Consider the following 12,818-nt stretch of genomic DNA (forward strand, 5'->3'; position numbering starts at 1 on the left):
CTTGATTCTGTTTCTGCCCTTGCTCTGGCTTCCCCTGGATCGCCAAGAGCGAAGATCCGGGCATCCGTACCAAAGCGGTGGCCAAAAAGTCGGTGGATCGAGCCAGAGGCAAAGCGAGAAGCGAAAGCTTGAAAGCAGAGCTTTCGCCCCTGCTTCGCAGGAGCGAGTTACTTCTCTTTGCTCGTGCAAAGAGAAGTAACCAAGAGAAAGCACGCCCCTGCCTCCGCGCCCACGGCACTGCGTGCCGTGGGTCCACTCCGCCGGCGGGATTTTTCGACGAGACATCCCTGTCTCGTCGAAAAACGACGCACATCCATGTGCGTCGCCCTTCGGGTTTTTCCCGCCGGCTCCGTCGCTGCGGAAGGGGGCCCGGAAGTCAAAAGCCAGGCAAAAGCAAAAGCAAAATCACGGCAATGGCACAGACAACGGTAGCGGCTGGGTCAGCCCTCGCCGCGCAGCAACGCCAGCACCGCATCCCTCGGCAGCTTCCCCGTCTCATTGCGCGGCAGGCACTCCACCCTGCGCAACGGCCGCGGCAGGAACACCGGGTCCATGCCCGCGCGCAGCTCGCGCAGGATGTCCGCCTCCTCGCGCTCCGGCGCCACCACCAGCGCCGCGATGCGGCCCACCGCCTGCCCCGGCTCCGGGTCCAGCTGCACCATCACCGCGTCGCGCACGCCCGGCACCGCCAGCAGGCGCCGCGTCAGGTCGCCCAGCGACGCGCGCTTGCCGGCGATTTCCAGCAGGTCGGCGCGGCGGCCGCGCAACAGGAAACGCCCTTCCGGCAGCAGCTCGACCAGGTCGGCCAGCAGCACCGCCCCCGGCAGGTGCGGCGCGTGCACCCGGGTGCCGTCCTCCTGCGGTTCCAGGCGCACGCCCGGCAGCAGCGTCCACGCCTGCTCGCGCGCGGTGCGGCGGCGGGCGAAGATGCAGGTCTCGGTGGAACCGAACACCTCGCGCACCTCGGTGGCGAAACGCGTTTCGGCGGCTTCGGCCAGCGGTGGCGGCAGCGGCGCGGTGGCGGTGACGATGCCGGCCAGCGGCGGCAGCTCCACGCCCGATTCGACCAGCGCCTTCAGGTGCACCGGCGTGGTGACCAGCAGCCGCGGCGCGGGCATCTCGGCCAGCGCCTGCGCCACGTCCTGCGGGAAGAACGGCCGGCCGGCATGCAGCACCGCCGGCGCCAGCAGCGGCAGCAGCACCGACATCTCCATGCCGTACATGTGCTGCGGCGGCACCGTGGCGACCACCGCGGGCGCGTGCCCGCCCCACAGGTCGCCCAGCGCCTGCAGGTTCTGCGCGGTGCTGGTCACGAACGCGCCCCAGGTCTTGGGGTTGGCCGCCGGCGCGCCGGTGCTGCCGGAGGTGAAGCCGATGGCGACCAGCTGCGCCGCATCGAGCTGCGGGACATCGCCGGGCAGGCGCGGCAGTTCCTCCGGCAGCGCGAACCAGCCGGCCGGCAAGGGATCGGGCGCGGTGTCGCCCAGGCACCAGGCCTGCGCATGGCGCTGCTGCACCTCGGCCACCACCGCCGGCGCGCGCGAGGGCGGCAGCAGGTTCACCTGCCCGCGCAGGGCCACCGCGCAGAAACCGACCAGGAAGCGGTAGCGGTCCTCGCACAGGTTGACCGCATGGCGTCCCGGCGGCAGCAGCGCCGCCACCCCACGCACGTGCTCGAGGAAAGTGGCCAGGTCGATCCGCGAGGCGCCGGCCACCGCCAGCGGCCGGCCGGGCGCGCCAACGGCGAGGGGAAGCAGGGAAGAAGACATCGGATGGGCAGCAGGCACGCGGGACAACCTTCGGGAAGAACGGTCGCGGAACCAGGGCGCGGCCGGCGCCCAGCATAGCCGCTGGCGGAAACCGGACAAACGCGGCGGTGGCACCGGATCGCCCGCCGCTGCGGCCTGGCCGGCGGTTCGCCGGCCTCGTCCATGACCTGTGGCCCAGCCCCGCGGCGGACCGGGCTGCTAGGCTTTGCCGGTTTTCTCCACCGGTACCCGCGATGTCCAGACTCCTGCCCCTGTCCCTGCTGCTGTTGGCCGCCGTCGGCGGCGTCCACGCCGCCCCAACGCCGATCACCATCGAACAGGCGATGGCCGACCCGGACTGGATCGGGCCGCCGGTGGAATCGGCCTGGTGGTCGTGGAACAGCCAGCAGGTGGAGTACACGCTCAAGCGCAAGGGCAGCCCGGTACGCGACACCTTCCGCCAGCCGGTGGCCGGCGGCGTGGCGCAGCAGGTGGCCGACGACCAGCGCGGCACCCTGGACGCGGCCAACCGCGTCTACGACCGCCAGCGCCAGCGCATGGCCTTCGTGCGCAACGGCGATGTGTTCGTGCGCGACCTGCGCAGCGGCGCGCTGACCCAGCTCACCCGCGGCAACGAGCGCGCCTCGGGCGTGGATTTCGCCACCGACGGCGGCGTGATCTGGAACGTCGGCAACACCTGGTACCACTGGAACGCCAGCAGCGGCGCGATCGCACTGGTCGCCCAGCTCAAGGCCGAGAAGAATCCCGCCGACGCGCCCAAGGCCGATGTGCTGCGCGACCAGCAGATGCGCACGCTGGAAACCCTGCGCCGCGACCGCGCCCAGCGCGACGCGCTGCGCGAGCAGGGCGAGCGCTGGCGCCAGGCCGACCCGACCCGCGCGCCGGGCCCGGTCTACCTGGGCGCGGACGTGGAGATCGTGGACAGCGTGCTCTCGCCCGACGCCACCCACCTGATCGTGGTGACCAAGCCGAAGAACTTCGAGGAAGGGCGCGGCGGCAAGATGCCGCTGTACGTGACCGAATCCGGCTACGAGGAAACCGAGGACACCCGCACCCGTGTCGGCCGCAACGGCTTCGCGCCGCATGCGCTGTGGTTCGTGAACGTAGCCACCGGCCAGGTCCAACCGCTGGCGCTGGACGCCCTGCCCGGCATCGGCACCGATCCGCTGGCCGCGCTGCGCAAGGCCGCCGGCAAGGAACCGCTCAAGGGCGACCGCACCGTGCAGGTGATGGGCGATTTCATGGGCGGCGGCATCCGCTGGAGCGCCGACGGCAGGCAGGCGGCGGTGATGCTGCGCGCCAACGACAACAAGGACCGCTGGATCGTCAGCGTCGGCGCCGACGGCCGCATGCAGAACCGCCACCGCCTCACCGACCCGGGCTGGATCAACTGGGGCTTCAACGATTTCGGCTGGATGGCCGACGGCAGCACGCTGTGGCTGCTGTCCGAGGAATCGGGCTTCTCGCACCTGTACACCCAGGCCGGCACCGCCAAGCCGCGCGCGCTGACCAGCGGCAGGTGGGAAACCTCCGCGCCGGTGCCCTCGGCCGATGGCAAGGGCTTCTACGTGCTGTGCAACCAGCAGGCGCCACACGACTACGAGGTGTGCGGCGTCGATGCCGCCAGCGGCCAGGTGCGCGAGCTGACCGACCTCAACGGCGTGGAGGATTTCTCGCTCTCGCCCGACGGCCAGCAGCTGCTGGTGCGCTACTCCGGCGCCTACCTGCCGGCGCAGCTGGCGGTGGTGCCGGCCGCCGGCGGCAGCGCGCGCGTGCTTACCGACACCCGCAGCGCCGAGTTCAAGGCGCGCGAGTGGATCCAGCCGCAGCTGGTGGCGGTGCCGTCGAAGCATGGCGCCGGCGTGGTCTGGGCCAAGTACTACGGCCCCGCGCAGAAGGAGCCGGGCAGGAAGTACCCGATCGTGATGTTCGTGCACGGCGCCGGTTACCTGCAGAACGTGCACCAGCGCTACCCCACCTACTTCCGCGAGCAGATGTTCCACAACCTGCTGGTGCAGAAGGGCTACATCGTGCTGGACATGGACTACCGCGGCAGCGAGGGCTACGGCCGCGACTGGCGCACCGCCATCTACCGCAACATGGGCCACTCGGAGCTCGAGGACTACCAGGACGGCCTGGACTGGCTGGTGGAAACCCAGCAGGGCGACCGCGACCGCGCCGGCATCTACGGCGGCTCCTACGGCGGCTTCATGACCTTCATGGCGCTGTACCGCGCGCCGGGCACGTTCAAGGCCGGCGCCGCGCTGCGCCCGGTCGGCGACTGGCACCAGTACAACCATGGCTACACCAGCAACATCCTCAACACCCCGGACATCGACCCCGAGGCCTACCGCGTGTCCTCGCCGATCGAGTACGCCGAAGGCCTGCAGGACCACCTGCTGATCGCCCACGGCATGATGGACGACAACGTGTTCTTCCAGGACTCGGTCAACATGACCCAGCGCCTGATCGAGCTGCACAAGGACAACTGGACCATCGCGCCCTACCCGCTGGAACGCCACGGCTATACGCGCGCCGATTCCTGGCTGGACCAGTACAAGCGCATCCTCAAGCTGTTCGAGGAAACGCTGAAGTAAGCAGCAGGGGCGGCCACTGGTCGCCCCTGTCGCGCAGGCATCACCTGCAATGGAGCCCGCCTTGTCCCCCATCCGCATCGTCATCGCGGTGATCCTCGACGACGCCGGCCGCGTGCTGGTGGTGCGCAAGCACGGCTCGCCCGCCTTCATCCAGCCGGGCGGCAAGCGCGAATCCGGTGAGGACGCGCTGCGCACGCTGGCGCGCGAACTGCGCGAGGAACTGGATGTGGCATTGCGCGCGGGCGAGGCGGTTGCCCTGGGCACCTTCGAGGACGACGCGGTAAACGAGCCGGGACGGCGCGTGCAGGGCGAGTCGTTCCTGGTGCAGGTGGACGGCACGCCGCGCGCGCAGGCGGAAATCGCCGAACTGGCCTGGATTCCGCTGCGCCCACCCCATGGCGTGAAGCTCGCGCCCTTGAGCGAACGCCATGTATTGCCGGCGGCGGCGCAACAGGTGGCCGGGGCTGGGCAAGCCGGCTGAAGCCGGCGATAGTGCGCTCCACCGTTTCCCGCAGCGTGCCCGCGTGACCCAGCCCGCACCTCCTCCGCTCCACCCGGCGCGCCCCGCGGCCGCCGGCTTCGTCGATGTCACCGCCAGGCTGTCGCTGCTGATGGCCGGCCTGTCCATCGCCTGGAGCCTGTTCCAGCTGCTGCTGGTCGCCCTGTTCGGCCGGCTCGACCCCCTGGGCTGGCTGCAGCAGCAAGGGCTTCCCGTGCCACCGGCGATGCAGTGGGCCGCGCGCCATGCGCTGTCGCTGACCCTGCTGATGCTGCTGCTGTCCGTGGCCCTGCTCGCGGTGTCGTGGGGGCTGCTGCGGCGCCACGAATGGGGGCGGATCGGCTTCATCGTGTTCCTGGTCGTGGTGGCCGTGGCCAACTTCGCCACGCTGCCGCTGGTCGACGGCATGTTCGCGGCGATGCAGTCCATCCTGCCGCCCGGCTTCCAGGATTCGCCCGACGGCCAGGAAGCCCTGGCGCAGATCCAGGCCAGCCGCTGGACCGCCCTGCTCAGCGCCGGCGCCACCGCGCTGGCCTTCGCCGGCCTGCACGGCTGGCTGGTGATCCGGCTGTGCCGCGACGAGGTACGCGCGCTGTTCCGCTGAATGCCTGCGCTACAGTACGCGCATGGACGATTTCGAACGCGTACGCGACTACCTCACCGGCCTGCAGGACCGCATCTGCCAGGCCATCGAATCGGCCGACGGCCGGGCCCGTTTCGTCGAAGACCGCTGGCAGCGCGCCGAGGGCGGCGGTCACTCCCGGCCTCCTGCCTCCCGTGACACTGGCCCATCCCTGGGCGGCGGTGGCCGTACCCGCATCCTGCGCGATGGCGCGGTGTTCGAGCAGGCCGGCATCGGTTTCTCCGACGTCGCCGGCACCCGCCTGCCGCCCTCGGCGTCGGCGCACCGCCCGGAACTGGCCGGCGCCTCGTGGCGCGCCTGCGGCGTGTCGCTGGTGTTCCACCCGCTCAATCCCTACCTGCCCACCACCCACGCCAACGTGCGCTACTTCCAGGCCGAACGCGACGGCAAGGCGGTGGCGGCCTGGTTCGGCGGCGGTTTCGACCTGACCCCGTTCTATCCGTTCGACGAGGACGTGCGCCACTGGCACGAAGTCGCGCGCGACCTGTGCGCACCGTTCGGCGGGGAGCGCTACGACGAACACAAGCGCTGGTGCGACGAGTACTTCTTCATCAAACACCGCAACGAGACGCGCGGCGTCGGTGGCCTGTTCTTCGACGACCTGCATGGCGATTTCGAGCGCGACTTCGCCTACCTGCGTGCGGTGGGCGACGGCTTCCTCGATGCCTACCTGCCCATCGTCGCGCGCCGCAAGGACACGCCCTACGGCGAGCGCGAGCGCGAGTTCCAGCTGTACCGGCGCGGCCGCTACGTCGAGTTCAACCTGGTCTACGACCGCGGCACGCTGTTCGGCCTGCAGAGCGGCGGCCGCAGCGAGAGCATCCTGATGAGCCTGCCGCCGCGCGTGCGCTGGGAGTACGGCTACCAGCCCGACGCCGGCAGCGACGAGGCGCGGCTGGCCGAGTACCTGGTCCCGCGCGCCTGGCTGTAGCGGGCAAGCCCGCAGCGCCTGTTCCCGCAGCGGCGCCCAGATTCCGCAGGAGCGGCTTCAGCCGCGATGCGTCTGGCGGTCGCGTCGCAGAAAGCGTTCGCGGCTGAAGCCGCTCCTGCGGGCGATCCACGCTCCCGGCTCAGCTCCACTTGCCGTCGCGGGTCTCGATCATGATGTGACCGTTGGGCTGCAGGATGGCGCGCCTGATGTCGCCCACGTGCGCGCAGCCGGCCAGCCGCATCGCCACCTCGAAATCGGCGTCGCTGACCAGTTGCCGGCGCAGCACCTGGCGGAACACCCGGCCGTCCTCGGCCAGCAGCGTCGGCCGCCCCTCGACCAGCCAGCGGAAGCGCAGCGAACGCGAGGACAGCCACGCCACTGCCCAGTTCAGCGCGCACAGCGTGCAGGCCATCACGCAGGCGCCGGTGATGGAATTGTCGCCGCCGTTGATGCCGTTCTGCACCGTGTTGCCGATCAGGATCAGCAGGATCATGTCGAACGGCGTGAACTGGCCCACCGCGCGTTTGCCCGACAGGCGCATCAGCACCGTCACCAGCAGGTACATCGCCACCCCGCGCAGGACGAAATGCCACCAGGGGGCGGACAACACAAAGAGATCGGACACGGCTGGCACCCGCACGGGAAAGGACGGCGCGATCTTCGCATGGCCTTCCGGCGCGCAAAAAAAAGCCCCGCCGACCAGGGGGGGGTCGACGGGGCTGGAGGAGCGGCGATTTGGGGAGGAATCCCCGCTCCGAGATCTGCTCCAGGGGATGGGAGAGATCCGCGACAGGCGTTGCACCTGTCGAGGGCTATATCACCACCCCGGACATTGATGGTTCGTGAAGAACGGCTATTTATTTCAGGACGATTAAGGAGGGATTCATCCGAAAAAGAAGGTGCGCATGATTGGCCGCGCAATGCATTACGCAACGTTCCAGCCATGGCATTACTAGCGTTAAATAATTGGAAATCCGTGCTGTTCATTGCAGATGGAGCGGCATGCATCGAGAAACGCACTGGACCCCATTCGCTGCGCGAATACCCGGGGAACGGCAGATGCCTGATCCGCCGGTCTCCGCCGTTTCGCCGGGCGGCGGCGAAACGGACGGCCGCGATCGTCAGTGCGCTTCGTCCCAGTTGCTGCCCACCCCCGAATCCACCACCAGCGGCACCCGCAGTTCCGCCGCCGCGGTCATGCGCGACTCCACCGCCGCGCGCAGCGTGTCGATGAAGTCGGCGTCGGCCTCGAACACCAGTTCGTCGTGCACCTGCAGGATCATCTGCGCGCGCTCCCGGTGCGCGGCGAGCCAGCCGTCCACGCTGACCATCGCGCGCTTGATGATGTCCGCGGCGGTGCCCTGCATGGGCGCGTTGATCGCCGCGCGTTCGGCGCCGGCACGCAGGCCCTGGTTGCGGGCGTGGATGTCGTTCAGATAGAGGCGGCGGCCGAACAGGGTTTCCACGTAACCCTGCTCGCGCGCCTGCACGCGCATGCGCTCCATGAAATCGCGCACCGCCGGGTAGCGGCTGAAGTACAGCGCCACGTAGTCCTGCGCCTGGCCACGGTCGATACCCAGGTTCCTGGCCAGGCCGAAGGCGCTCATGCCGTACATCAGGCCGAAGTTGATCGCCTTGGCGGCGCGGCGCTCGTTGGCGGTGACCTCCTCCAGCGTGCGGCCGAACACCTCGGCCGCGGTGGCGCGGTGCACGTCCACGCCCTGCTCGAAGGCGCGGATCAGGCCCGGGTCCTCGGACAGGTGGGCCATGATGCGCAGCTCGATCTGCGAATAGTCGCAGGCCATCAGCCTGCGCCCCGGCGGCGCGACGAAGGCCCTGCGGATGCGGCGGCCGTCGTCGGTGCGGATCGGGATGTTCTGCAGGTTCGGATCGGACGAGGACAGGCGCCCGGTGGCGGCGCCGGACTGGTGGTAGCTGGTGTGCACGCGGCCGGTATCCGGGTTGACCATCTCCGGCAGCTTGTCGGTATAGGTGCTGCGCAGCTTGGCCAGGCCGCGGTATTCCAGGATCACGCGCGGCAGCTCGTGCTGGTCGGCGATGGCTTCCAGCGCCTCTTCGTTGGTGCTGGGCTGGCCCTTGGGCGTCTTCACCAGCGCCGGCAGGCCCAGTTCCTCGAACAGCACCGCGCACAGCTGCTTGGGCGAGTCCAGGTTGAAGCTGCGCCCGGCCAGCTCGGTGGCCTTCTGCTGCGCGGCCAGCATGCGCGAGGACAGGTCCGCGCTCTGCCGCCGCAGTTCGGCGCCGTCGATGCACACGCCGTTGGCCTCGATGCGCGCCAGCACCGGTACCAGCGGCATCTCGATCTCGCGGTAGACCTTTTCCAGCGCGGGTTCGGCCGCCAGCTGCGGCGCCAGCACGCGGTGCAGGCGCAGGGTGATGTCCGCGTCCTCGGCGGCGTAATGGCCGGCTTCGTCGATGCCCACCTGCGAGAAGGAGATCTGCTTGGCGCCCTTGCCGGCGACGTCCTCGAACTTGGTGGTGGTATAGCCGAGGTAACGCTGCGCCAGCGAATCCATGTCGTGGCGGGTGGCGGTGGAATTGAGCACGAAGCTCTCCAGCATGGTGTCGTCGGCATAGCCGTCCACCTCCACGCCGTGGCGGCGCAGCACGTGGATGTCGTACTTGCCGTGCTGGCCGAGCTTGCGCTTGCCGGCGTCCTCGAGCAGCGGGCGCAGCGCGTCGAGCACCTGCGCCGCCGGTAGCTGCGCCGGCGCGCCCGGGTAGTCGTGGCCGACCGGGATGTAGGCGCCCTTGCCCGGTTCGACCGCCAGGCTCACGCCGACCAGCCGCGCGCGCATCGCGTCCAGTGCATCGGTCTCGGTGTCGAAGGTGAACTCGGCCGCGGCCTGCAGGCGTTCGACCCAGGCCTGCAGTTGTTCGGCGGTGAACACGGTTTCGTACTCGCCCTTGCCCGCCATCGCCGGATCGGTCTGGACGGCCGGCACGCCCTCGCTGGAACGGGCGAAGCCGGCGGCGGTGCCGCGCAGGCTGACCTTGGCCTCGTCGGCCGCGGCCGGCGCCGCGACGCCACCCAGCTCGCGCAGCGCCTGGGTGAAGCCATAGCGGCCATACAGCTCGCGCAGGCTGTCCACGTGCTGCTCGCGCAGGCGCAGGTCGCGCGGCCCCTGCTCCAGTTCCACGTCGGTGCGGATGGTGACCAGCTCGCGGTTGAGCGGCAGCCGCGGCAGCGCGGCGCGCAGGTTCTCGCCGATCTTGCCCTTCATGGTGGCGGCCGCGGCCATCACGCCGTCCAGGTCGTTGTATTCGGCCAGCCACTTGGCGGCGGTCTTGGGGCCGCACTTCTCCACGCCGGGCACGTTGTCCACGGCATCGCCCATCAGCGCCAGGTAATCGACGATCTGCCCGGCGCGCACGCCGAACTTGTCCATCACCGCCGCATCCGAATCGGTGCGGCTGCCGGTCATGGTGTTGACCAGCACCACCCCCGGGCGCACCAGCTGGGCGAAATCCTTGTCGCCGGTGGAGATGGTCACCGCCAGCCCGTCGGCGGCGCCGGCCAGCGCCAGGGTGCCGATCACGTCGTCGGCCTCCACGCCGGGCACGCGCAGGATGTCGATGCCAAGCGCGTGCACGATGTCGCACATCGGCTGCACCTGCGCGCGCAGTTCGTCGGGCATCGGCGGACGGTTGGCCTTGTACTCCGCGTACAGGTCGTCGCGGAAGGTCCTGCCCGGCGCGTCGACCACGAAGGCCACGTAGTCGGGCTTTTCCTTCAGCGTGGCGCGCAGCATGTTGACCACGCCGAACAGGGCGCCGGTGGGCTCGCCCGCGGCGTTGGACAGCGGCGGCAGCGCGTGGAACGCGCGGTACAGGTAACTGGACCCGTCGATCAGGACTAATCTGCTCATGCGCCGATTCTACGCGGCCGGGCCGGCGGCGACGCGCGCGCAACCCGCGCGCAGGCATAATCCGGGCCGATACCGATGCGAGGAGCCGCCGTCATGAAACACCTGCTGCTGATTCCCCTGCTTGCCCTGGCCGGCTGCGCCAGCATGGGCCGGGACGCCGACACGCCGCCGGTGGACGTGACCGGCGCCGACGTCACCCGCCGCACCATGGACAACGGCGACACCATCGAGGAATACCGGGTCGGCAGCCAGCTGCGCATGGTCAAGGTCACGCCGGCGCGCGGCGCGCCGTTCTACCTCTACGACCGCAACGGCGACGGCCGCCTGGACAACGACAAGGACGGTGTTTCCCCGGTGTACTGGAAGCTGTACAGCTGGTGATGCCGCGCCACCGCTTCGCGCTGCCGCCCCGCGGTTTGCACTGCAAACCGCGGGCCCCGGCTCACGCTTGCCATACCCCGCGCCTTCGGCGCGCCCCCTGACTCAGGGGGCTTTCCTCCAGATGCATCCGGTGAACATCTGCAGCGAACCAGTCACTCGTGAATGCGGGGCTTCCCCGCATGCGCGTTGGCCGGGAAGGCCCAGCAGGGCAAGCCCCGCATCTACGACTTCACAGTAGCGCACCGTAGGAGCGCACTTCAGTGCGCGATGTCAGCGGATCACCAGCACCGGCACCGTGCTGCGCGCCAGCACCTCGGCGGTCTGGCTGCCGAGCAGCACGCGGGTCACGCCGCGGCGGCCATGCGAGGTCATCACCAGCAGGTCGCTGCCGCAGGCGTCGGCGGTCTCGATGATGCCGTCGGCGGCATAGCGGTCCAGCACGTGGTGGCCGAGCACCTCGGCCACGCCGGCCGCGCGCGCCGCCTCCAGCGACGGCTGCAGGATCTTCTGCGCCGCGGCCTCGCGGTCCTGCCGGTATTCGGGGCTGGCCTCGTAGCCGGCGCTCCAGCCCATGGCGTCGTACATGCCCACGGCCCAGGGCTCGGAGACGGTGACGATGTCGACCTTGGCGCCGAGCTGCGCCGCCAGTTCCAGGCCCTTCTGCAGGCCCTTGCCGGCGAGTTCGGAGCCATCGGTCGCGATCAGGATGCGCTTGTACATGGCGGTTCTCCTTGGGAAGGGTGGGAGGCCACCATTGCATACCCGATGTTGCCGCCGTGCATTGAGCCGGATCAAACCGACTGCCCGGCACCGTCGCGGCCCTGTCACGCACGCCGGATCGTCCACAATCCGGCCAGGCTGAGCGCCGGCATGAACAGCGCGTAGGCGACCAGCGGCCATGCCGTATCGCCATCAAGCAGCAGGACCATCAGCGTGCCCGGGCCGACCGCCAGCAGGCCCTGGAGGCAGTAGTACAGCGCGACGGCCGCGCCAGCCTCGTCCCCGAACGCCGCGAGCGCGCCGTTGGCGGTGACCGACACCACCAGCACGATGCCGACGGCGATCACCCACATCGGCACCACCAGAGCGACGAACGACGGCGGCAGGGCGAAGGTGCAGATGCCCAGCAGCACCGCACCCGCCACCATCGTCAGGGCGCCGCGCGCGCAGCAGCCGGCCACGCCCCAGCGCACGACGAAACGTCCTACGGTGCGCGTAGCCAGGATCATCACCAGCGCGACGGTGGCGAACGCGGCGCTGAAGGCCATCGGCGGCATCCCTGCCGTCCCGATGAGCACGCGCGGTGCGATGGAGAAGAACACGAAGAACGTTCCCATCGCCGCGCCGAAGCCCAGCGTGTAGGCCCTGAATGGCGCATCGCGCAGGATGCGGGCGAATCCCGCTCCATGCCCGTGCGATCGGCCGGGGCGGGTTTCGTGCCAGCGTGGCCATGCGCGGGCGCAGGCCACCAGACCCGACAGCCCGAGCAGGATGAAGATCGCACGCCAGCCCAGGCCCAGCGCGACCGCCGCGCCGACGATCGGCCCCAGCGCGGGCACGAAGGCCAGGATCGCGCCGAACAGGCCGTAGATCGTATTGCCCTGCGGTGTACCGGCGTAGACATCGCGCACCGTGGCGAAGGTGGCGACCAGCGCGGCCGACGCCCCCAGCGCCTGCGCCACGCGCAGGGCAAGGAACAGGCCGCCGCCCTGGGTGGCCGCGAGCGCGAGCGAGGCCAGCGAGAACAGCAGCGCGCCGCCGAGCACCACCGGACGCCGGCCGATGCGGTCGGACAACGGGCCGAAGAGCAGCTGCCCCAGGCCGACGGCCAGCATGTAGGCGCTCAGGGTGAGCTGGACGAGCGCGGGCGATGTGTCCAACGCCGCCGGCATCTGCGGGATGACGGGCAGATACACGTCCATCGCCAGCGAGGCAAGCAGGTCGAAGGGAACCATCAGCAGCAGGGCCGATGGCAGCGGATAGGCCCAGTCGCGGGCAGGTTGAACGGGCATGGCGAAGCCTCCGTACGATCGGTATCGACGGCGACCTGCTGGTTCACGATGGAGGGAGACAGCCGGATCGCCGCAACAACAGCACAACGTTGTTGC

General features: G+C 69.9%; 10 protein-coding genes. 5 read left to right on the forward strand and 5 right to left on the reverse strand.

Annotated features, from left to right (window positions below; genetic code table 11):
* Nucleotides 1–440 precede the first annotated feature (440 nt).
* Complete coding sequence (locus AC06FP_RS03970) at nt 441–1,769, reverse strand: AMP-binding protein (RefSeq protein ID WP_478074570.1); 1,329 nt, start codon at nt 1,767–1,769, stop codon at nt 441–443.
* 233 nt (nt 1,770–2,002) lie between these two features.
* Between AC06FP_RS03970 and AC06FP_RS03975 the strand changes: the two genes are divergently transcribed.
* The 4 genes from AC06FP_RS03975 to hemF are packed head-to-tail and all read left to right on the forward strand — an operon-like array spanning nt 2,003 to nt 6,439.
* Complete coding sequence (locus tag AC06FP_RS03975) at nt 2,003–4,366, forward strand: S9 family peptidase (RefSeq protein ID WP_478074571.1); 2,364 nt, start codon at nt 2,003–2,005, stop codon at nt 4,364–4,366.
* Between the two features lie 49 nt (nt 4,367–4,415).
* Nucleotides 4,416–4,847 (forward strand): NUDIX hydrolase, encoded by a 432-nt coding sequence (locus AC06FP_RS03980; RefSeq protein ID WP_478074572.1) that lies wholly within the window; start codon nt 4,416–4,418, stop codon nt 4,845–4,847.
* A gap of 43 nt (nt 4,848–4,890) precedes the next feature.
* Complete coding sequence (locus AC06FP_RS03985) at nt 4,891–5,469, forward strand: hypothetical protein (RefSeq protein WP_478074573.1); 579 nt, start codon at nt 4,891–4,893, stop codon at nt 5,467–5,469.
* 22 nt (nt 5,470–5,491) lie between these two features.
* Nucleotides 5,492–6,439, forward strand: a complete 948-nt coding sequence (hemF, locus tag AC06FP_RS03990) for an oxygen-dependent coproporphyrinogen oxidase (protein WP_478074574.1) — start codon at nt 5,492–5,494, stop codon at nt 6,437–6,439.
* Between the two features lie 139 nt (nt 6,440–6,578).
* Here hemF and AC06FP_RS03995 read toward each other — a convergent pair whose 3' ends face one another.
* Nucleotides 6,579–7,064: a DUF421 domain-containing protein gene (locus tag AC06FP_RS03995; protein ID WP_433852937.1), complete on the reverse strand. Its 486-nt coding sequence runs from the start codon at nt 7,062–7,064 to the stop codon at nt 6,579–6,581.
* A 496-nt stretch (nt 7,065–7,560) separates the two neighbouring features.
* Entirely contained in the window at nt 7,561–10,329 is a 2,769-nt protein-coding gene (polA, locus tag AC06FP_RS04000; protein WP_478074575.1) for a DNA polymerase I, read from the reverse strand.
* Nucleotides 10,330–10,422: 93 nt separating this feature from the next.
* Here polA and AC06FP_RS04005 point away from each other — a divergent pair, with 93 nt between their 5' ends.
* Complete coding sequence (locus AC06FP_RS04005; RefSeq protein ID WP_478074576.1) at nt 10,423–10,710, forward strand: DUF2782 domain-containing protein; 288 nt, start codon at nt 10,423–10,425, stop codon at nt 10,708–10,710.
* Nucleotides 10,711–10,980: 270 nt separating this feature from the next.
* On the opposite strand, the gene AC06FP_RS04010 is transcribed toward AC06FP_RS04005, so the two are convergent.
* Nucleotides 10,981–11,430, reverse strand: coding sequence for a universal stress protein (locus AC06FP_RS04010; protein ID WP_456117478.1), 450 nt, complete (start codon nt 11,428–11,430; stop codon nt 10,981–10,983).
* A 104-nt stretch (nt 11,431–11,534) separates the two neighbouring features.
* Complete coding sequence (gene cml, locus AC06FP_RS04015; protein ID WP_478074577.1) at nt 11,535–12,722, reverse strand: CmlA/FloR family chloramphenicol efflux MFS transporter; 1,188 nt, start codon at nt 12,720–12,722, stop codon at nt 11,535–11,537.
* Nucleotides 12,723–12,818 lie beyond the last annotated feature (96 nt).

This window comes from Stenotrophomonas sp. Steno-Z2, assembly GCF_056393235.1.